Annotated in this window: 21 protein-coding genes; 10 read left to right on the top strand and 11 right to left on the bottom strand. The window is 39.4% G+C overall.

The features are described from left to right. Positions 1 to 40: 40 nt before the first annotated feature. The 6 genes from C9J31_RS18560 (at position 41) to cysI (ending at position 5,767) form a co-directional block, all read left to right on the top strand. Entirely contained in the window at positions 41 to 253 is a 213-nt protein-coding gene (locus C9J31_RS18560; protein ID WP_107951238.1) for a uroporphyrin-III methyltransferase, read from the top strand. Positions 254 to 523: 270 nt separating this feature from the next. Next, positions 524 to 1,300 carry a uroporphyrinogen-III C-methyltransferase gene (cobA, locus tag C9J31_RS18555; protein ID WP_107951237.1) on the top strand — a complete coding sequence of 259 codons (777 nt, stop codon included), beginning with the start codon at positions 524 to 526 and terminating at the stop codon, positions 1,298 to 1,300. Positions 1,301 to 1,312: 12 nt separating this feature from the next. Then, positions 1,313 to 2,035, top strand: a complete 723-nt coding sequence (locus C9J31_RS18550) for a sirohydrochlorin chelatase (RefSeq protein WP_107951236.1) — start codon at positions 1,313 to 1,315, stop codon at positions 2,033 to 2,035. Between the two features lie 23 nt (positions 2,036 to 2,058). Continuing rightward, positions 2,059 to 2,208 carry a YezD family protein gene (locus tag C9J31_RS18545; protein ID WP_107924131.1) on the top strand — a complete coding sequence of 50 codons (150 nt, stop codon included), beginning with the start codon at positions 2,059 to 2,061 and terminating at the stop codon, positions 2,206 to 2,208. A gap of 30 nt (positions 2,209 to 2,238) precedes the next feature. Then, the gene (locus C9J31_RS18540; protein ID WP_107924130.1) at positions 2,239 to 4,029 is read left to right on the top strand and encodes an assimilatory sulfite reductase (NADPH) flavoprotein subunit; all 1,791 of its coding nucleotides are present in this window, start codon (positions 2,239 to 2,241) and stop codon (positions 4,027 to 4,029) included. Between the two features lie 16 nt (positions 4,030 to 4,045). After that, positions 4,046 to 5,767, top strand: a complete 1,722-nt coding sequence (gene cysI / locus C9J31_RS18535; RefSeq protein WP_107951235.1) for an assimilatory sulfite reductase (NADPH) hemoprotein subunit — start codon at positions 4,046 to 4,048, stop codon at positions 5,765 to 5,767. A gap of 333 nt (positions 5,768 to 6,100) precedes the next feature. Here cysI and C9J31_RS18530 read toward each other — a convergent pair whose 3' ends face one another. From C9J31_RS18530 to C9J31_RS18515, 4 genes are read right to left on the bottom strand one after another with little or no spacing between them, the layout of a single operon-like run. Next, the gene (locus C9J31_RS18530) at positions 6,101 to 7,171 is read right to left on the bottom strand and encodes a sulfate/molybdate ABC transporter ATP-binding protein (RefSeq protein ID WP_107924128.1); all 1,071 of its coding nucleotides are present in this window, start codon (positions 7,169 to 7,171) and stop codon (positions 6,101 to 6,103) included. Between the two features lie 16 nt (positions 7,172 to 7,187). After that, positions 7,188 to 8,063, bottom strand: a complete 876-nt coding sequence (cysW, locus tag C9J31_RS18525; RefSeq protein ID WP_107951234.1) for a sulfate ABC transporter permease subunit CysW — start codon at positions 8,061 to 8,063, stop codon at positions 7,188 to 7,190. A gap of 12 nt (positions 8,064 to 8,075) precedes the next feature. After that, the gene (gene cysT, locus C9J31_RS18520; RefSeq protein ID WP_107951233.1) at positions 8,076 to 8,909 is read right to left on the bottom strand and encodes a sulfate ABC transporter permease subunit CysT; all 834 of its coding nucleotides are present in this window, start codon (positions 8,907 to 8,909) and stop codon (positions 8,076 to 8,078) included. 11 nt (positions 8,910 to 8,920) lie between these two features. Next, entirely contained in the window at positions 8,921 to 9,973 is a 1,053-nt protein-coding gene (locus C9J31_RS18515; RefSeq protein WP_107951232.1) for a sulfate ABC transporter substrate-binding protein, read from the bottom strand. An 868-nt stretch (positions 9,974 to 10,841) separates the two neighbouring features. Here C9J31_RS18515 and C9J31_RS18510 point away from each other — a divergent pair. The 4 genes from C9J31_RS18510 to cysC are packed head-to-tail and all read left to right on the top strand — an operon-like array spanning position 10,842 to position 14,391. After that, positions 10,842 to 11,543: a phosphoadenylyl-sulfate reductase gene (locus C9J31_RS18510; RefSeq protein ID WP_107951231.1), complete on the top strand. Its 702-nt coding sequence runs from the start codon at positions 10,842 to 10,844 to the stop codon at positions 11,541 to 11,543. Between the two features lie 12 nt (positions 11,544 to 11,555). Beyond that, the gene (locus tag C9J31_RS18505) at positions 11,556 to 12,620 is read left to right on the top strand and encodes a sulfate permease (protein ID WP_107951230.1); all 1,065 of its coding nucleotides are present in this window, start codon (positions 11,556 to 11,558) and stop codon (positions 12,618 to 12,620) included. A 41-nt stretch (positions 12,621 to 12,661) separates the two neighbouring features. Next, positions 12,662 to 13,801 carry a sulfate adenylyltransferase gene (gene sat, locus C9J31_RS18500; protein WP_107951229.1) on the top strand — a complete coding sequence of 380 codons (1,140 nt, stop codon included), beginning with the start codon at positions 12,662 to 12,664 and terminating at the stop codon, positions 13,799 to 13,801. After that, positions 13,798 to 14,391 carry an adenylyl-sulfate kinase gene (gene cysC, locus C9J31_RS18495; protein ID WP_107951228.1) on the top strand — a complete coding sequence of 198 codons (594 nt, stop codon included), beginning with the start codon at positions 13,798 to 13,800 and terminating at the stop codon, positions 14,389 to 14,391. The genes sat and cysC overlap by 4 nt, the downstream gene beginning before the upstream one ends. Positions 14,392 to 14,464: 73 nt before the next feature. Here cysC and mnhG read toward each other — a convergent pair whose 3' ends face one another. The 7 genes from mnhG to C9J31_RS18460 are packed head-to-tail and all read right to left on the bottom strand — an operon-like array spanning position 14,465 to position 20,223. After that, positions 14,465 to 14,833, bottom strand: a complete 369-nt coding sequence (mnhG, locus tag C9J31_RS18490; RefSeq protein ID WP_054767615.1) for a monovalent cation/H(+) antiporter subunit G — start codon at positions 14,831 to 14,833, stop codon at positions 14,465 to 14,467. Continuing rightward, complete coding sequence (locus tag C9J31_RS18485) at positions 14,817 to 15,098, bottom strand: Na(+)/H(+) antiporter subunit F1 (RefSeq protein WP_054767616.1); 282 nt, start codon at positions 15,096 to 15,098, stop codon at positions 14,817 to 14,819. Before C9J31_RS18485 ends, mnhG begins: the two co-directional genes overlap by 17 nt. Continuing rightward, complete coding sequence (locus C9J31_RS18480; RefSeq protein ID WP_107924120.1) at positions 15,095 to 15,574, bottom strand: Na+/H+ antiporter subunit E; 480 nt, start codon at positions 15,572 to 15,574, stop codon at positions 15,095 to 15,097. The genes C9J31_RS18485 and C9J31_RS18480 overlap by 4 nt, the downstream gene beginning before the upstream one ends. 4 nt (positions 15,575 to 15,578) lie before the next feature. Next, a complete protein-coding gene (locus tag C9J31_RS18475) occupies positions 15,579 to 17,066 on the bottom strand; it encodes a Na+/H+ antiporter subunit D (protein WP_107951227.1) in 1,488 nt (495 codons plus the stop codon). Continuing rightward, positions 17,059 to 17,400 carry a Na(+)/H(+) antiporter subunit C gene (locus C9J31_RS18470; protein WP_010857512.1) on the bottom strand — a complete coding sequence of 114 codons (342 nt, stop codon included), beginning with the start codon at positions 17,398 to 17,400 and terminating at the stop codon, positions 17,059 to 17,061. Before C9J31_RS18470 ends, C9J31_RS18475 begins: the two co-directional genes overlap by 8 nt. After that, on the bottom strand, positions 17,400 to 17,822 hold the full coding sequence (locus C9J31_RS18465; RefSeq protein ID WP_054767617.1) for a Na(+)/H(+) antiporter subunit B: 423 nt from the start codon (positions 17,820 to 17,822) through the stop codon (positions 17,400 to 17,402). Before C9J31_RS18465 ends, C9J31_RS18470 begins: the two co-directional genes overlap by 1 nt. Then, the gene (locus tag C9J31_RS18460; protein WP_107951226.1) at positions 17,809 to 20,223 is read right to left on the bottom strand and encodes a Na+/H+ antiporter subunit A; all 2,415 of its coding nucleotides are present in this window, start codon (positions 20,221 to 20,223) and stop codon (positions 17,809 to 17,811) included. The genes C9J31_RS18465 and C9J31_RS18460 overlap by 14 nt, the downstream gene beginning before the upstream one ends. Positions 20,224 to 20,262 lie beyond the last annotated feature (39 nt).

Genomic DNA, 20,262 nt, shown 5'->3' with positions numbered 1-20,262 from the left:
TCCCTCTTTACATAAGATAGAGTAAAAAGGGAGGTAGCATATGCGAAATTTCGGAGGATATCCAGGGGGCTTTGGGGGTTTCTTATTGCCGTTTGGTGCGCCATTTTTTGGAGGGTTTTTAGGAAGTTTAATTGGCTCACAATTTAATCAGTATCCTTACTATCCATATTATCCAAACTATCGTCCATTTCCACCACGTCCACCATATTTTCGACCTGGTCCACCATTCCCACGTTATGGAAGGCCATATTAACTCAATATGACAGACGTAATAAGTAATCAACCAGTTATCGATAATGAATCGGTGACTGGTTGTTTTTTATGAAGGACAATTAGCAAGTACTAAATTAACTGTTGACAGAATATACTAAATTATTTATTATTCTTATTATATTACTAAGAATTAAATACGAAGCTGACTAGCAAACTAGAGGCTCCTATTATTCACGGCATTGCTATGCCCATGGATGATATGGGCCTCTTTTCTTTCTCAACGAAGAATGCAGAAAAAGGAGGGGATTAAGTGGTAAAAGTTCATATTGTAGGAGCAGGACCTGGAGATGTTGACCTCATTACAGTAAAAGGACTACGTTGCATTGAAACAGCAGATATCATTTTGTATGACCGACTCATTAATAAGGAGTTGCTAACATATGCCAAAAAGGGTGCCAAACTGATTTTTTGTGGCAAGTTACCTAATCGACATGCCATGATTCAAGAGCAAATCAATCGTGCACTAGTTAACTATGCCCAACAAGGCTTGAATGTAATCAGATTAAAGGGTGGTGACCCATTCGTTTTTGGCAGAGGTGCTGAGGAAGCAGAGGTGCTGGCACAGCATAACATACCGTTTGAAATTGTACCGGGTATCACCTCTGGTATTGCAGCACCAGCTTATGCAGGAATTCCTGTTACACATCGTGACTTAAGTTCAAGTTTTGCGATGGTTACTGGGCATATGCAAGAAGGTAAGGATGATAGCATTCAGTGGGAAAGCTTAGCAAAGGGGATTGATACGATTGCGATTTACATGGGGGTTGGTAATCTACCTTACATTCGTCAGCAATTGCTCAAATACGGCCGAGAAGAAAAAACACCCGTCGCACTTATTCAATGGGGAACATTTGCGCAGCAAAAAACTGTAACAGGTACTTTGGCGAATATTGAAGAGGTAGTCAAAAAGGAAAACATTCAAAATCCTAGCATAATTGTTGTCGGGGAAGTGGTGACACTGCGTGAAAAAATTCAATGGTTGGAAAATGTTAAGCCAGAACCCCTAATAGAAGAAATATCTGTGTAAGGAAGTGTTTTCATGCAGGCAATTTTATATATTGCACATGGTAGTCGGGTTAAGGCTGGTGTGGAGCAAGCCGTTGCATTTCTTCAGCAGGTGCAACAGGAAATTGAACTACCGATTCAAGAAATTTGTTTTTTAGAATTAGCTGAACCAACAATTGCTGAAGGTATAGAGTGCTGTATACGACGTGGAGAAACAGCCATTGCCATCATGCCAATTTTATTATTAGCCGCCCAGCATGCAAAGCACGATATTCCACTAGAAATAGAACAAGCAAAAATACAATATCCTACTGTAAGGTTTACATACGGTAAGCCACTCGGTGTACACGAACTATTGATAGACACGTTACAAGCACGCATTTTAGATACTCTCTATACTACTGATCAAGCAAATGTTTTACTCATAGGACGTGGTAGTAGTGATCCTGCCGTGAAGCTCGATTTAGCAAAAATCGCGACAAGATTGCGTGATAAATATGCATATGTAGCAGTAGATACGTGTTTTTTATATGGAACGGGTCCGACCTTTGAAGAGTGGTTACAGCAAAAGCAAGATAACGACAACCGTGTTTTTATTGTGCCTTATTTATTGTTTACAGGCATCTTACGTCAGAGTATTACAAAGCGTTTGGTGGGTTATGAGGAAAAGAACATTATTTTATGTGAAAGCCTTGGCTATGACGACAATGTAAAGAAAGCTTTAGTGGAACGTATTCATGAATTATTACAACTTTAAAATTTAAGGGAAGGTGTTTCGTAATGGTAGATAAGAGGACGGAAAATATAAATCTAGCATTAGATAATGTCCGACAAATTTTAAATACTGTGAACCACGGATCGATTACATTGATTGTACAAAATTCCTATGTGGTACAAATTGAAAAGAAAGAAAAAATACGTCTTAGATAACTTTTAAAATAATACGCGAGGTGGCAAAGTTTGAAACTGCAAGTAATAAATAGTCCATTTAGTGAGGAGCAGGTAAAGCTATTAAATGAGCTTCTTCCTAAATTAACAGTAGAACAGAAAATCTGGTTAAATGGTTATTTAAGTGCATCACAAGCAGCCGTAAATGCAGTTGTAGAGGAAGCACCACTAACAGTAACACCAACTACTAAAGCAGTAACCGTTTTATATGGTTCACAAACAGGTAATAGTCAGGGTTTAGCTGAGAAATACGCAGCAATATTAAAAGAAAATGATGTGGAAGTAACCATCTCTTCCCTAGCGAGTTTTAAACCAAATAATTTAAAGAAAACAACGAATCTATTACTCGTTGTTAGTACACATGGCGAGGGAGAGCCACCAGATCAAGCGATTCAGTTTTATGATTTTCTGTATAGTAAGCGAGCACCAAAATTACAACATCTTCATTATTCAGTGCTGGCATTAGGGGATAGTTCCTATGAATATTTCTGTAAAACAGGTAAGGATTTTGATGAGCAGTTCGAGAAGTTAGGAGCAACACGTATCGCTCCACGTACAGATTGCGACTTAGATTATGATGAACCGGCTGCTCAATGGTTCACAGCTGTACAAGAGGCCTTACTTCGAAGTACAGCTACAGCAACTATAACTAACAATGGTGAAGTAGATGTAAAGGGAGCTAAATCTTCTTATTCTCGTAAAAATCCTTTTTATGCAGAAGTATTAGAAATTCTAAATCTTAATGGACGTGGTTCGAACAAAGAAACATATCATGTGGAGCTTGCTATTGAAGGAGCTGACTTTCATTTTGAACCTGGAGATAGTATTGGAATTCAGCCGGAGAATGATGAATCCTTAGTAGATGCTTTGTTGACAGCACTGCAATTAGAGGGGCAATCAAAAGTAACTGTATTGGAAGAATCATTAACCTTAAAAGAAGCATTACAGAAAAAGCTAGAAATTACAGTTTTATCGAAACCCTTATTACAAAAAATTGCTGCTTTTACAGTAAGTGAGGATTTTGATGCTTTACTTAAAGATGATACAGCATGGAAGAGCTATGTAAAAGGCCGTGATTTACTAGATATTGCCGAAGATTACGCACCGTTTTCATGGGATGCACAGCAATTTGTTTCGTTGTTACGCAAAATTCCTGCGCGCCTTTATTCAATTGCTAGCAGCCAGAAGGCAAATAGTGATGAGGTACATTTAACGATTGGCAAGGTTAGCTATGAAAACAATGGTCGAACACGACTTGGGGTATGTTCAGGCAGTATTGCTGAGCGAATTCAGGTTGGTGACCCATTGCCAATTTATGTTCATAAAAACCCGAATTTTAGATTGCCAGAGCAAGAGGAAACACCAATTATTATGATTGGTGCAGGCACAGGGATTGCCCCTTACCGTGCATTTTTAGAGGAACGCGAGGAATTAGGCTTAGAGGGTAAATCATGGCTATTCTTTGGCGATCAACATTTTGTAACCGATTTTCTGTACCAAACAGATTGGCAACGCTGGTTGGCTTCAGGGACATTAACAAAAATGAATGTAGCTTTTTCTCGTGATACGGATAAAAAAGTTTATGTTCAGCATAAAATCGAGGAAAATGCAGAGACCTTCTATAAGTGGCTTGAGCAAGGCGCTGTAATCTATGTGTGCGGCGATAAAAAATCAATGGCGTCGGATGTTGATCGGACAATACTTCACATTATTGAACAGCAAGGGCAAAAAACGGCTGAAGAAGCAAAAGCCTTTGTAAAAGAGTTAAAACAACAAAAACGCTATCAACGTGACGTTTATTAATCAAGGAGCGATAAGAATGACGAAAAAAATTGTATTGCCACCGCAACTCGGTACCCCTAGTGATGTTGAACGTATTAAAACGGAAAGTAATTATTTACGTGGTTCGCTTGAACGGACAATGAATGATCCATTAAGTTCGGGAATTCCTGAAGATGATAATCGCCTGATGAAATTCCATGGTAGTTACTTACAAGATGACCGCGATCTGCGAAATGAACGGCAACGTCAAAAACTTGAGCCAGCCTATCAATTCATGGTGCGCGTCCGTACCCCTGGGGGCGCAGCAACACCAGCACAGTGGCTTGTAATGGATGAAATGGCAAGGAAGTATGGTAATGGATCGTTGAAATTAACTACACGACAAGCATTCCAAGTGCACGGTATTTTGAAATGGAATGTCAAAAAATATATGCAGGAAATCAATGATGTACTCCTGGATTCTCTCGCTGCGTGTGGGGATGTCAATCGAAATGTCATGTGTAATGTCAATCCAAATCAATCAGCATTACATGAAGAAATTTACAATTGGTCCGCAAAACTTAGTGAGCATTTACTGCCAAGAACACGTGCGTATCATGAGTTGTGGTTAGATGGTGAAAAGATAATTGATAGCCAGGACGAAGAGGTTGAGCCGATTTATGGAGCACAATACTTACCGCGTAAATTTAAAATCGGTATCGCTATCCCACCGAGTAACGATGTAGATGTTTACTCGCAAGATATTGGTTTAATCGCAATTGTTGAACAAGGCAAACTAGTAGGCTTTAACGTAGCAGTCGGCGGAGGCATGGGGATGACGCATGGGGATCAGGAAACATATCCTCAACTTGCTCGTGTCATAGGATTTATCACGCCTGATAAGCTATTGGAAACAGCAGAGAAAATTATTACGATTCAACGTGATTATGGAAATCGTTCCGTGCGTAAAAACGCGCGCTTTAAATACACAATTGATGCCAGAGGACTTGAGTGGTTTACGACGGAATTACATCGTCGCCTTGGTTGGGAAATGCAACAGGCGCGCTCGTTTACCTTTGAACGTACAGGTGATGAATTCGGCTGGATTAAAGGGGCAGACGGCAACTGGCATTACACATTATTCATACAAAATGGACGCATTAAAGATTTTGAGGATTATCAACTGTTAACAGGCTTACGCGAAATTGCAAAAGTGCATACAGGTGATTTCCGTTTAACGCCTAATCAGAATTTAATGATTGGTAATGTAGCACCACAGAAAAAGAAAAAAATTGCAGCCCTTATTGAGGAGTATCAGCTAACAGATGGCGCATACTACTCAGCGTTACGCCGCAATTCAATTGCCTGTGTTTCTTTACCAACTTGTGGTCTAGCGATGGCTGAGGCAGAACGTTATTTACCTGCACTCATTACGAAGATTGATACTATTATCGATGAAGCTGGTCTACATGACACAGAAATCGTCATACGTATGTCTGGCTGTCCTAATGGCTGCTCGCGTGCAGCAATGGGGGAAATAGGCTTTATCGGTAAAGGACCCGGAAAGTATAATATGTACCTAGGTGCAAGTTTTACTGGTAATCGTTTAAACAAGATTTATCGTGAAAATATCGGAGAAGAAGAAATTTTAGCAGAGCTTCGTCCAATACTTTTACATTATGCGAAAGAGCGTGTGCAAGGCGAGCATTTCGGTGATTTCGTTATTCGACTAGGCTATGTAGAAGCAGTATTTGACGGGCAACAATTCCATAATAGTTAAGGTAAACATTAAAAGACTATGCAAAAAATATTATTTTTTTGCGTAGTCTTTTGTGTTTGCATGAGAATGAAACTAAGTTGAATCCTTTTCGTAGTCTTCTGTATATCGTAAGTTGGAAAAAGGGAAACGTTGGCCACAGAAAAAGTGCGGAAACCCAGCAGATGGGCGGCGAAAATCGTCATGTCTATGAGCGCATTCTAGCTGCACAAATGCGGTGAGCTGGTAAGCAACGTAGCACACACCGATACAGCTTCGTTCATTCCCCGTAATAAATGAAAAGGAACTTTCCCCTATGAAAAATAGTAAATTTGGATTTAGGTAGCCCCTTATTTATTAAATCGAGAAATCCTCTGGGATAAATACTTTTAATTCCTTTGGTTTTACAAATACTTCATCACCAACCTTGAGCTGAAGTGTATGGTATTGTTCTTTTGAAAGTTCCGCCTCTAAATATTCATCCACATCCTTACGCCGTAACTCAATCTGCACGATTGGCCCCAGTAAATGAATATGGCTTACTTTGGCAGGAACAGTCCCCGATACAGCTGTTTTTTCAATTTGAATATTGTGTGGACGGACGTATCCAACTGCATCCTCTTGCGTATGAGCATATGAGTCAGGGACAGCAATAGTAAATTCGCCATGTGTCAAGTGACCGTTATGTAAACGTCCCTTAAAAAGATTGACATTCCCTAAAAAATCATAGACGAATGGACTCTTTGGATGTGTGTATACTTCATCTGGACTACCGATTTGCTCGATTTGGCCATTATTCATCACGACGATGCGATCAGCCACATCAAGCGCTTCTTCTTGGTCATGTGTCACAAAAATACTTGTAATGTGGAACTCATCATGAAGCTTTCGCAACCATCGCCGTAGCTCTTTACGCACCTTGGCATCGAGTGCGCCGAATGGCTCATCTAATAGCAATACCTTGGGCTCGACTGCAAGGGCTCTGGCAAGTGCTACACGCTGACGTTGTCCACCAGACAGCTGTGTTGGATAACGCTCTGCAAAATTTTCAAGCTTTACAAGTTGCAGTAGTTCCATTACTTTATCCTTTATCTTTTCCTTCGAAGGCCTTGTTTTCCGAGGACGTACCTTAAGTCCATAAGCAACATTATTAAACACTGTCATATGGCGAAATAGTGCGTAATGTTGGAACACAAATCCAACATTACGCTCCTTTGGATGGCGATTTGTAATGGTTTGACCGTCAAACAAAATGTCGCCACCATCAGAGGCTTCAAGCCCTGCTATAACTCGCAGTAGCGAAGTTTTACCAGAGCCAGAAGGGCCAAGTAATGCGATTAGCTCTCCCGATTGAATATCGATGGATACATCCTTTAAAGCTTGAAAAGAACCGAATCTTTTAGAAACATTTTGAATTTGAATGCTCATGCAGGTAATTCCCCCATTAAACTGATTTTGATTTCCAAGCGACGATATCCTTGATAATGAGTGTTAAAATTGCAATCACACTCATGAGCGAAGCAACGGCAAAAGCTGCCGAGAATTGATATTCATTGTATAAAATTTCGATATGGAGCGGCATCGTATTCGTCATGCCACGAATATGGCCAGAGACAACGGAAACAGCGCCGAATTCTCCAATGGCACGTGCGTTACATAATATCAGGCCATAAAATAATCCCCATTTAATATTTGGTAGTGTGACATACCAAAATGTTTTAAAGCCATTTGCACCGAGTGAGATAGACGCTTCCTCTTCGGATGTTCCCTGTGCCTGCATGAGTGGAATGAGCTCTCTAGCAACAAAGGGTAAAGTTACAAAAATTGTAGCCAGCACAATACCGGGCAATGCGAAAACAATTTTGATGTCATTAGCAAAAAGCCAATCACCGAACAAACCTTGTGCTCCAAACAATAAAATAAAGACGAGGCCTGCAATAACAGGGGACACTGCGAACGGTAAATCAACAAGTGTCAGCAGAAGATTTTTCCCTTTAAAATTGAATTTTGTCAGTGCCCAAGCAGCCATTACACCAAAAATCGCATTTAAGGGAACCGCTATAGCGACAACGATTAAAGTCAGTTTGATGGCGGATAAAGCATCTGCATGCGTTATGGCCGCGAAATACACGGCCGCTCCTTTTTGAAAGGCAGTAATAAAAATTGACACGAGCGGCAACACGATAAAAAAAGCTAAAAAGGCTAATGCAATAAATGTCAAACTGTAGCGTATAAAACGTGGTTCTTGTAAGGCAGCAGACGTCGAAGCGACCGCATTTTTGGGAGAAGTGGCCTGCTCATTTGAGGTAGATTGTTCCATTGAAAAACCCTCCTAATGTACAAAGCGACGATTTGCCAGCCATTGTATCAGATTAATGGTGAATAATAGGACGAAGGAAGTGACAAGCATCACGACTGCAATAGCAGTAGCACCTGCATAATCATATTGTTCAAGCTTCGTCATAATGATTAATGGTGTAATTTCGGTTTTCATTGGCATATTTCCGGCGATAAACACAACCGATCCATATTCCCCTAAAGCACGTGCAAAGGCTAACGAAAAGCCTGTTAATATTGCAGGTAAAAGTTCTGGGAAAATAATTTTAATAAATGTTTGAAGACGTGTGGCGCCGAGACTTGCAGATGCTTCTTCAATTTCAGCACTAATATTTTGCAAAACTGGTTGCACAGTTCGTACAACGAATGGTAATCCGATAAATGTCAGGGCAATTATAATACCAAGTGGCGTAAAGGCAATTTTAAAATCAAAAATCCGCCCAATCCAACCATTTGGAGCATATAAAGAGGTTAAAGCAATCCCTGCAACTGCGGTAGGTAAGGCGAATGGTAAATCTACTAGTCCGTCAATAATACGTTTGAACGGAAAATGATAGCGCACAAGTACCCAAGCGATAATGGTGCCGAATAGTACATTGAGCAAGCCAGCAGCAAGCGCTGTGCCGAAGCTAAGTTTATAGGAGGCAACGGCACGTGGGTTGCTTACGATACTGGTAAACTCTGACCAACTTAAGGTCATCGTATGAATAAAAATCATTGCTAACGGCAGCAGTACAAGCAAACTAACATACAACATTGTGTAACCCAGCGAAAGATGGAAGCCGGGAATTATACGTGCTGGCTTCTTTTTTAATGTTAGGCTATTCATGAAATGCCTCCTTACTGTGGAACGTAAATTTCATCAAATGTTCCACCGTCTTTAAAATGTGTGGATTGTGCCTTTTCCCAACCACCAAAGTCTTCAATCGAAATGAGTTCAAGAGTAGGGAATTGATCTTGATATTTGGCAAGTATGTCAGCATTACGTGGACGATAGTAATTTTTAGCTGCAATTTCTTGCCCAATATCACTATATAAATGTTTTAAATAAGCCTCGGCCACTTCACGCGTACCTTTTTTATTTACAATTTTATCGACAATCGCAACAGGGGGTTCTGCTAAAATACTTAAAGAGGGTGTAATAATGTCAAATTCATCCTTACCTAATTCATTCAATGATAAATAGGCTTCGTTCTCCCAAGCGATTAAAACATCGCCAATTTCACGTTCAACAAATGTAGTTGTTGAGCCACGTGCGCCGGAATCTAGGACCTCTACATTGCTATACAATGCCGTCATAAATTCTTTTATCTTCGCTTCATCCTTGTTATACAGCTTTGCTGCATATGCCCAAGCAGCTAAGTAATTCCAACGAGCACCACCTGATGTTTTAGGATTGGGTGTTATTACGGAGACATCGTCTTTTGTGAGGTCATTCCAATCTTGTATCGCCTTTGGATTCCCTTTGCGTACTAAAAAGACAATTGTCGAAGTATACGGTGTAGAGTTACTTTCAAATTCTGATTGCCAATCTTTGTTTAACAATTCACGCGTTTGAGCGATTTCATCAATATCATAGGCAAGAGCTAGCGTTACTACATCAGCTTCGAGACCGTCAATGACTGCACGCCCCTGTTTGCCAGAGCCGCCATGCGATTGTTGTATGGTAACATCCTGACCTGTTTCGGTTTTCCATTTAGCGATAAAATCATTGTTAAATTCTTGATAAAGTTCACGAGTTGGATCATAAGAAACATTTAATAGTTCAACAGATTTTTTTGTTTCCCCAGTGCTTGCATCTTCGTTGGAAGAACTCGTGTTGCATCCTGTTAAGGTCAGTGTTAATGCACCTAATAGTGCCAACGATTGAAAAATATGTTTTCTTTTCTTCATAAAAAACCTCTCCCTTTTTGTCAAAAAACGCAAAAGACCATCTATCCAAAGACTTACAGTTGTAAGTCTTTGGATAGATGGCCTTCAGATTCTCTGATCAGCTTTTTATTTATTTGTTTGCAATCATAGTTCTACATTAAACATATATTTCCTATTAGTCAACAAGGAATTGAAATAAAAAAGATAATTTAGAAAAGTGTGCTAATTGCTGGTGTATTGAATAGTGCTCGGCCTATTCATTGTTCAACTGTTGTTTCTTCAATAGTATCAAGACGCATGGCTTTATCTTTCATAATTGTATGATACATTATGAATTTCGGCTTTTTTAGGCATATAGGTTAATAAAGCGTGAAGGTGTATGTAGCAAAAGACAGCTATTATGAATAAAATAGTTCGTAAACATGATTCGTGACATATAATGTATAAGAGAAGAGCGAGAAAGATTAGGATGTAATTGAAAATAAGTTTATTTTTTTCAAAAAACCTAGTTGACTACTAGGTGAAATATAGTTTATATTAAAATATAATAAGTGTGATAGTTGTATGGGGTGTGAATGACCAGTACACAATTACCAATAAGAGCTGGCTAGTCAAACTAGAGGCGTTTTAACGTAGGCATGTAGTATTTTTGTGCCTATTGTTAGAACGCCTTTTTATGTTGATTTAGCGGGGCGTCCAAGCGCTAACTATATTAGCAATTCTTTGGCTCAATAAGTCGTCGTTGTGGAAATGCCGAAATTTTATGCATCGTATAGGCTAATGCGAAATCCGAAAATTGTAAATTTTTTTCGTTGCATGAAGAGGAGTGAAAACAAGGCGACAAGTACGATTACGCAGAGACGTAATTGATTTTTATGAGGGGGATTACATGTTAACGTATGAAACTTGGCAAGAGCCAACAATCGTCTTTGAACAGGATGAGACATATAAGGCTGCGCTTGAGGTTTTACGCTGGAGTTATGGAGAATATGGTGAAGAAATTGTCTATGCCTGTAGTTTTGGAATTGAGGGGATTGTTTTAATTGACCTTATCTCTAAAGTGAAGCCAACCGCAACCATTGTCTTTTTAGACACAGATGTTCATTTCAAGGAAACATATGAAACGATTGATCGGGTAAAGAAAAAATATCCACAGCTTAATATCATTTTAAAAAAATCAGCACTTACACTTGAAGAACAAGCAAACCAATTTGGTCACGAATTATGGAAAATAAATCCAAATAAATGTTGTGAAATTCGCAAAATGTTACCTTTAAATGAGGCGCTATCAGGTGCAAAGGCATGGATATCAGGACTACGTCGTGAGCAATCCCCAACACGAATGAATACAAACTTTATTAATCGCGATGACAAATTTAAGTCCATTAAAATTTGCCCACTTATTCATTGGACCTGGAAGGATGTATGGCGTTACGTTTCCAAACATAATTTGCCGTATAATCCATTGCATGATAAAGGTTATCCAAGCATTGGCTGTGAGCACTGTACACAACCAGCGTTTAATATGGATGATTTGCGTTCAGGCAGGTGGCAAGGATCTGACAAAACTGAGTGTGGGTTACACGAATAAGGGAGTGTTGCCATGCTAGAATACATTGCCATTGCCATTAGTTTATTTTTTGCTATGAATATAGGCGCAAGTGGTGCTGCTGCGTCGATGGGGGTTGCTTACGGAGCAGGTGCGATAACAAAAGCTTGGCAAGCGCTGTTGATTTGTGCAGTAGGTGTTTTTGCTGGTGCAGTGCTTGGCGGTGGTGAAGTTGTCAAGACGATAAGCGCAGGCATTATGCCGCAGGAATATATTACCGTAAAGATTGTCATTATTATTTTAATCTCTGCAACGAGTTCTTTATTCCTTGCCAATCTGTTAGGCATTCCGTTATCAACCAGTGAAGTAACAGTGGGTGCTGTTGTAGGAGTAGGGATTGCCTACAAAGTGCTTTACGTTAAGTCATTACTAATCATCGTGGCCTTTTGGGTGCTTGTGCCTATCATCGCATTTATTGTGGCACTGTTATTTGGAAAATTGCTGTATAAATTAAAAAACAGAGGGTATTTAAAAAACCGACCAATACTAACAGTTTTGTTAGTGTTTGCGGGATTTTTTGAAGCCTTCTCAGCAGGAATGAATAATGTTGCCAATGCAGTTGGCCCACTGGTTGGTGCTGGTATGATGACTGTGACAAATGGAATTTGGCTTGGCGGGGCATTTGTAGCGCTCGGCGCAATGCTTCTTGGCAAGCGGGTACTAGAAACAAACGGAAAAAAAATTGTGCGTTTTGAAAAGGCAGAGGGCATTCTTATTTCAACTACAGGTGCAGTGCTAGTAGGCATAAGCTCTGTATTTGGGCTGCCAGTTCCGTTAACACAAGTTACATCCTCCTCTATTATTGGAATGGGAATGGCTAAAAACGGAAAGCAAATTTTCCATAAGCATATTGTAAAAAAAATTATTCGTATTTGGATTGTGTCACCTATCTTTTCATTGGCAATTTCTTATGGCCTTGTCCAACTTCTTATGGAGAAAGATTTATATGCCATTGTCTTAATGGGAAGTATAATTGTCGGAACGCTTGGTGCGATTAGTTTAGTACGTACAGTGCGTGAAGAGGAACGGGCAATATATGATGCAGGTGAAGGTATTTAATATAAAACAAAGTATTTTAATTAGTCTAGGAGGAAATTCGTATGAGCTTACAACCACATGGCGGTACATTAGTGCAAGCCTATAATCCGCAAAAGACAATTACACATATTAAGAAGGAAATTGAAATCGATGTGATGGCATTGAGTGATTTAGAGCTTATTGCAATTGGTGGTTATAGTCCAATTGATGGTTTTTTAACAAAGGAAGATTATGAATCTGTTGTAGAAAATACTCGCCTAGCTTCTGGTATTGTTTGGAGTATTCCTATTACACTACCTGTTTCGAAAGAAACTTCTGCAAGCCTGCAAGTGGGGGATGAGGTGAAGTTAGTACATGCTGGTGAGGCTTATGGTGTCATTGTTATAGCTGATATTTATGAGCCAGATAAGCACAAAGAGGCGTTACTTGTTTATGGTACAAAGGATTTAGCGCATCCAGGTGTTAAAAAATTGCATGATCGTCCAAATATTTATATTGGTGGTAAAGTCACACTTACAAAGCGACTTGAGAAAAAATTCCCAGCTTATTCATTCGATCCGCTTGAAACACGTCAGCTATTTGCAAAGAAGAACTGGCATACCATTGTCGGCTTTCAAACACGAAATCCTGTCCATCGGGCACATGAGTATATTCAAAAGGCGGCGTTGGAAACAATCGATGGTTTGTTTTTAAATCCATTAGTAGGTGAAACAAAATCAGATGATGTATCTGCAGCCATTCGTATGGAAAGTTATGAGGTTTTACTAAAAAATTATTACCCAGAGCACCGTGTACAACTCGGAGTATTCCCAGCGGCAATGCGCTATGCAGGACCAAAGGAAGCTATTTTTCATGCATTGGTGCGTAAAAACTACGGCTGCACGCATTTTATTGTTGGACGTGACCATGCAGGGGTTGGTGATTACTATGGCACCTATGATGCACAAAAAATCTTTGAACAATTCACAGAATCTGAACTAGGAATTGTCCCATTAAAGTTCGAACACAGTTTTTATTGTAGTAAGTGTGAGGGCATGGCAACAACGAAAACTTGTCCACATGACAGCACCTCACATGTGATTCTATCGGGCACAAAGGTACGTGAAATGTTACGAAATGGCGAGGTACCCCCAAGTACATTTAGTCGAGCAGAGGTTGTTGAGGTGCTGATTAGAGGAATGCGTAAGGAGGTACTCAATTGACTTCAAATATCGTTTGGCATAAGTCTTCAATTTCAAAGCAGGAGCGTCGTCAACAAAACAAACACCAAAGCTTTATTTTATGGTTTACAGGTTTATCTGCTTCAGGAAAATCATCCGTCGCGAATGCTTTTGCACGCACCTTGTTTGAAAGAGGCAATCAAGCTTTCGTATTAGATGGTGATAATGTGCGTCATGGCTTAAATAATGATTTAGGCTTTGGAGAAGCAGATCGCAAAGAAAATATTCGACGTATCGGGGAAGTCTCTAAACTCTTTGTAGAGAGCGGTCAAATTGTGCTCACGGCCTTTATATCACCATACCGAGCAGATCGACAAATTGTTCGTGATTTAATGGGAGAGGGAGAATTTTTAGAGGTCTATGTAAAATGCTCAGTGGAGACATGTGAAAAACGTGATCCGAAAGGTCTTTATAAAAAAGCACGCAATGCGGAAATTCCAAACTTTACAGGTATTAGTGCACCGTATGAAGAACCAAATTATCCAGAAGTGATGTTAGATACCGAGCAACATTCTATCGAGCAATGTGTAGAACAGTTAACTGCCATTTTAACAGACAAAGGCTATATCTAGAAACAAAAAAACGACAATCCGTTGCATTACAACGATTGTCGTTTTTTTGTTGAAATATATAAATGTTACTGGTTTATTTAATTCCTTGCTCCTTTTTCATGTTGTCGATTTCAGAGGCAAGGTCATCACGTACTGTTCCTTTCCAAGGCTTAACACCTGCAATATAGGAGGAACGGGTCATAATATGTCCACCAACTGGACCAGTGATGAATAGGAATAAAATGCCTAATAAAATACGGGGATTAAAGTGATCTTCAATAAGCCAAAAGTGAAAGAAGACGCCAATCAGCACACACATGACACCAAGTGTTGCACTTTTAGAAGCGGCATGGGCGCGTGTGTACAAATCAGGTAGACGAATTAGTCCAATGGCCGTCACAACAATAAATAGTACCCCAACAGAAATGAAAAAGATAACTAAACTATTAGCGAGAATTGTCACGTTTAATGATATCTCCTTTCTCTATAAATTTAGAGAAAGCAACAGTACCGATGAACGATAAAATCGCTAACAATAACACAATCTCCAAGAAGAAGCTTGTTTCAACCAATATGGAAAACAATCCGATTAACGAAATTAGTGAGACACCAAGTGAATCCAGTGCTACAACACGGTCAGATGCAGAGGGTCCCTTCACCATACGATAAATCACTGCAATCATTGATAAGCAAATCACTACAATTGAGGCCATGATAAACGTCATCATGATTTACTCACCTCCAAAATGGCTTTTTCAAATGAATCTCGAATGGAAGCAATGGCATCATCGACATCACTAATATCAATTGCATGGACATACAATGTTTTTGCATCATCCGATACATGTACCACTACCGTCCCAGGCGTTAATGTAATAAGACTTGATAATAGAGTAATTTCCCAGTCCTCGCGTAAAACCGTAGGGTAAGCAAAGAATGCGGGTTGCATATCCAATTTTGGCCTTAAAACAACTTGTAGTACTTGGATATTGGCTAATATTAATTCTTTTAGAAAGAGAATAGTAAGCTTGATGATTGCCCATATTCGGAAAACATATAGTCGCGATGAAAAAAATCTGCGCATGATGACTAGTAGGATAATGCCGAGTATAAAGCCCACAAGAAAACCAGTTGCTGTGTAATTTGAGGATAGGAACATCCAAACGAAGGCAAGAGCAAAATTTAATATGATTTGAAATGCCATAGCTCTAATCCTCCTTCATTACAGCATCTATATATATAGATGGATCATTTAATAATTTTGCAGCATCGTCCATAAATGGTGTCAGCCATTCTGTACCAACACCGTATGCTACTGTAATTAGCACTAATAGCACAGTAGGCACAAATAGTGTAGTATAGACTTTTTTATCAACCGTGCCCTTCGTTTCCTTTTCCTCACCCCAGAAAGCGTATAGGAAAATCCGAATAACTGAAAGCAGGACAAGTAGAGAGGAAGCTAAAATGAAAATACTACTCCACATGCTACTAGCCTCTAAGCCCCCCTGAACGATTAATAACTTCCCGATGAAACCGCTCAGGGGAGGTATCCCTGCTAAACCGAAAGCTGCGATTAAATAGAACCAGCCTAATGCCGGATACTTCTTCATAAGACCACCCATTTTACGTAAGTCGGATGTCCCTGTAATGTAAATCACAATGCCAATTAGCATAAAGAGTGCCGCTTTTATCAGCATGTCATGAATTAAATAAAACATCGCGCCTTTCAGGGCAGTTTCATTCATTTGAGATACACCGAATAAAATAACACCTACGGCAATGACAATGTTGTAAATAATAATGAGCTTAACATCGTAATAAGCAAGTGCACCAATACAGCCTGCAATAATAGTAGCAATTGCTAATGCCATTAGTAAATCATGTGTATACGATAAATCATAGATGAAAAACAACGTATAGGTACGCATAATTGCGTATATTCCAACCTTCGTTAGCAATGCACCAAATAGAGTTAATACAGGAATAGGTGCTGCAGCATAGGATGTTGGGAGCCAGAAGTACAACGGGAAAATCGCCGCTTTAAGGCCAAATACCATTAAAAACAATACTGCAATTACTGTTACAATGCCTGGTTGGTCAATTTCACCGATTTTTACCGCAATGTCCGCCATATTCAACGTACCAACTACGGAATATAGGAAGGCTACGGTAATCACAAATAATGCTGATGAAATAACATTAATTAAAATATACTTGATGGAGCCCATAAGCTGTTGCTTTTCGCCACCCAATACAATCAGTAAGTATGATGACATCAACAGTACTTCAAAGAAGACGAATAAGTTAAAAATATCACCTGTCGTAAAGGCGCCATTTACACCAGTTAAAATAAACATAATACCAGGATAGTAGAAGAAGCGTTCACGTTCTTTTGTGATTGAGCCAAAGCCGTACCATACGACAAAAAGAGTAATTAGAAGCGTCGTTGTGACCAGCAATGCTGATACCATATCTGACACCATAGTAATACCGTAAGGAACAGGCCAATCACCAAATGTGACTTTTTGTATCCCATCATTTTTTACTTTTATCAGAAGTGCAATCGCTGATACGAGAGCTAGTCCAATACCGAGTAATGCAAATGTACGTTGGTATTTTAAATTTTTTTGACCGAACATTAAAATCATGCCGAAGAAGAACGGGATGATGATCGGAAGCAGAAGGAAGTTACTCATCCTCATCACTTCCTCTCATTAAACTAATATCATCCGTTTCGAGCTCCTGATAGGAACGATATGCAAGCACAAGGAAGAATGCCGTTACGCCGAAGCTAATAACGATTGCTGTTAAGATGAGTGCTTGTGGTAACGGATCAGCAAATGTTTTTGCACCTTCTGTTAAAACAGGGGGTGCTTCTCCGCCAAGGCCACCCATTGTTAAAATAAGCAAATGGGCCCCATGACTAAGTAGCCCCGTACCTATAATAATGCGCAATAAACTTTTAGATAAAATTAAATAAACTGCTGCCATGAACAAGAAGCCAATAACAAACGCCATAATTATTTCCATTATTCATCCTCCCCAATCGTTTGAATAATGGTCATCGTAACGCCGACAACAACCAAGTAAACGCCGCCATCAAAGAGCATTGCCGTGTGTAATGACTGTTTGCCAAGAAGCGGTAAATCGAAATAATCAAAGAAGTGAGTGAAAAATGGCTCTCCAAGAAACATTGGAAACGCTGCTGTTGAAAGTGCTAATAATAAGCCAGTTGCCGTTAAGTACGTATAATTAAAAGGTAAAACAGTGCGTACTGTTTTTAAATCAAAGGCAAGTACTAATAATACAATGGCGCTGGATGTTAAAAGTCCACCGACAAAGCCGCCTCCAGGTGTATAATGCCCAGCCATAAAAATATGAATGGAAAAGAAGAAAATAATGAAGAACACAATTTTTGCTGTGAATTGAAGAATCACATCATTTGTTTTCATGTGCTTTCTCCTTTCTATTCATGCGAAGCTTAATCATAGCTAAAATAGCCATACCTGCAATGCTTAATACTGTAATTTCAAACAACGTATCGAAACCACGATAGTCTACTAAAATAACGTTGACGATGTTCCCTCCACCTGCTAAGGAATAGACTGTTTCCTCGTAATATTTTGAAATGGACGGGATTAGCTTTTGCGAGTGAGCTGATAATGCTATCAACGTTACCATTACACCAACTGCGATTGATATGATTGCACGATTTAATTGAAAGCGCATACGCTCTTCACGTTTCCCAAGCTTTGGAAGATGATAAAAAGCTAGTAGGAATAAAGCGACAGAAATCGTTTCAATGACAAGCTGAGTTAACGCTAAATCAGGTGCATTAAAGATCACGAAGAATAACGCTACTGTATAGCCAACTGAACCGAGACCGATTATTGCGGTTAAGCGTGATTTTGCTAATATCGTTGTAGCGGTGCCAATAACTAAGACGATAATTAGAATAATTTGATATGATTGAATTGGTGCAGACCCTTCAAAGGAAATTGAAAAGGCATCTTTCACAAATAAAGTTCCAAGCACAATCGCTACAATACCGCTAAACATATAAAGTAAGTAGTGGCGCATTGAGCCGGTCATATAAAGACGGGAAATACGATATAAACCAACGTCTAATCCTTGCATAATTTTGTCATAGGCATTATTAAATGTGAGTGAACGCGGGAATAAATTGTATAGGCCCTGCCATTTCGGTAAGGCTACAAACAATAAAACGCCTATAATCACAATACCTATTGTCATAAACAATTCTGGTTGTAAGCCATGCCAAGCGGAGACATGGATATCGATAGCACTAGGTGAATCATATAAAAATGGCTGAATAGCTTGAACAGCCGGTTTTATAAAAGTGTCACCAATTAGATTAGGAATGAAGAATATAATGACAACGAATGCTGCTAAAATCATTGGTGAAATCAACATACCAATTGGTGCCTCATGTGGTTTACGCGGGTATTGTTCTGGTTTATATTGTCCAGCGAATGTTCTAAATACAAAGTAGAAACTATAGATAAATGTAAAAATACTTGCAATCCAAGCTACAATCGGGAAGAGAGCTCCCCAAGTATCAAAGCCGAACAATTCAAATTCATTAAGAGCTAGCATCGCTGATAAAAACATTTCTTTACTCAAGAAGCCATTGAATGGTGGCAAGCCTGCCATCGAAAAGCTTCCAATTGCTGCAACTGTAAAACTCAGTGGCATAATGCTCATTAACCCACCGAGCTTCCGTATATCGCGGGTGCCAGTTTCATGATCGATAATACCAGCAATCATGAATAAGCTACCTTTGAATGTTGCGTGGTTAATCAGGTGGAAAATGGCTGCGAAGGCTGCGAATTTAAACACTAAATCAGCTGCACCATTCACATGAAACGCCACTGAGCCTCCGCCCAGTAACGACATAATCAGTCCAAGCTGGCTGACAGTAGAGAACGCAAGTATCCCTTTTAAATCCGTTTGTTTCAAGGCAAAGAAAGAACCCCAGAATAACGTTAATAAACCTACACCTGTTACAAGCCACACCCAAAGTTCTGAAACGGCAAAAATTGGTGTGAAGCGAGCAACTAAGTATATACCGGCTTTTACCATCGTTGCGGAGTGAAGGTATGCACTTACTGGTGTTGGCGCTTCCATTGCATCTGGTAACCAAATGTAGAATGGGAATTGCGCAGATTTCGTAAATGCACCTAATAGCAATAATACTAGCGACCATGTAAACAATGGATGGCCCACTAAATCTGGTGCAATGACAATGAGTTCACGAATTGAATATGTTCCACCCATTAAATAAAGAAGAATAAATCCCCCTAACATCATTAAACCGCCGCCAACTGTAATCATCATGGACTTCAGTGCACCGAAACGAGAAGCATCACGAGTGTACCAGTAGCCTATTAGTAGGAAAGACGATATCGACGTTAATTCCCAGAAGAAGTACAAAGTAATTATATGATCAGATTGCACAACTCCTAGCATGGCAGACATAAATAGTAATAAGTAAACATAAAAATTATGTAGTTTTTCTTTATGTTTATCTAAGTAGAAAATCGAATAAAGCACAACAAGTGAACCAATCCCAGTGATTAGTAGCGAGAACAGCAAACTAAGTCCGTCTAAATAAGAAACGACAGAAATATCAAGCGATGGAATCCAAGGAAGTTCAGCTTGGAATACTTCACCCTTTGCAACTTTTGCAATATAAGAGGCATAAATAATCACGAGAGTAGCAGGTACTGCAAGAACGAACCAGCCTGTATGAATATTTTTTATGCTCTTATATAAGAATGGTACTAATATCGCAGCAAGCATAGGGATGAAAATATAAAGTACTTGTAACAAAAAAATCCTCCTTTATGCAAGTAAGTATAGTAATTATAA

The organism is Lysinibacillus parviboronicapiens (genome assembly GCF_003049605.2).
Taxonomy (GTDB): Bacteria; Bacillota; Bacilli; order Bacillales_A; family Planococcaceae; genus Lysinibacillus; species Lysinibacillus parviboronicapiens.
This window is presented reverse-complemented; position numbering and strand designations above follow the sequence as displayed.

Coding starts and splice junctions, on each gene's coding strand:
- C9J31_RS18560 (WP_107951238.1), top strand. CDS start 41: ATGCGAAATTTCGGAGGATATCCAGGGGGCTTTGGGGGTTTCTTATTG.
- C9J31_RS18550 (WP_107951236.1), top strand. CDS start 1,313: ATGCAGGCAATTTTATATATTGCACATGGTAGTCGGGTTAAGGCTGGT.
- C9J31_RS18545 (WP_107924131.1), top strand. CDS start 2,059: ATGGTAGATAAGAGGACGGAAAATATAAATCTAGCATTAGATAATGTC.
- cysI (WP_107951235.1), top strand. CDS start 4,046: ATGACGAAAAAAATTGTATTGCCACCGCAACTCGGTACCCCTAGTGAT.
- C9J31_RS18530 (WP_107924128.1), bottom strand. CDS start 7,171: ATGAGCATTCAAATTCAAAATGTTTCTAAAAGATTCGGTTCTTTTCAA.
- cysW (WP_107951234.1), bottom strand. CDS start 8,063: ATGGAACAATCTACCTCAAATGAGCAGGCCACTTCTCCCAAAAATGCG.
- cysT (WP_107951233.1), bottom strand. CDS start 8,909: ATGAATAGCCTAACATTAAAAAAGAAGCCAGCACGTATAATTCCCGGC.
- C9J31_RS18515 (WP_107951232.1), bottom strand. CDS start 9,973: ATGAAGAAAAGAAAACATATTTTTCAATCGTTGGCACTATTAGGTGCA.
- C9J31_RS18510 (WP_107951231.1), top strand. CDS start 10,842: ATGTTAACGTATGAAACTTGGCAAGAGCCAACAATCGTCTTTGAACAG.
- C9J31_RS18505 (WP_107951230.1), top strand. CDS start 11,556: ATGCTAGAATACATTGCCATTGCCATTAGTTTATTTTTTGCTATGAAT.
- sat (WP_107951229.1), top strand. CDS start 12,662: ATGAGCTTACAACCACATGGCGGTACATTAGTGCAAGCCTATAATCCG.
- C9J31_RS18485 (WP_054767616.1), bottom strand. CDS start 15,098: ATGATGACGTTTATCATGGCCTCAATTGTAGTGATTTGCTTATCAATG.
- C9J31_RS18480 (WP_107924120.1), bottom strand. CDS start 15,574: ATGGCATTTCAAATCATATTAAATTTTGCTCTTGCCTTCGTTTGGATG.
- C9J31_RS18475 (WP_107951227.1), bottom strand. CDS start 17,066: ATGAGTAACTTCCTTCTGCTTCCGATCATCATCCCGTTCTTCTTCGGC.
- C9J31_RS18470 (WP_010857512.1), bottom strand. CDS start 17,400: ATGGAAATAATTATGGCGTTTGTTATTGGCTTCTTGTTCATGGCAGCA.
- C9J31_RS18465 (WP_054767617.1), bottom strand. CDS start 17,822: ATGAAAACAAATGATGTGATTCTTCAATTCACAGCAAAAATTGTGTTC.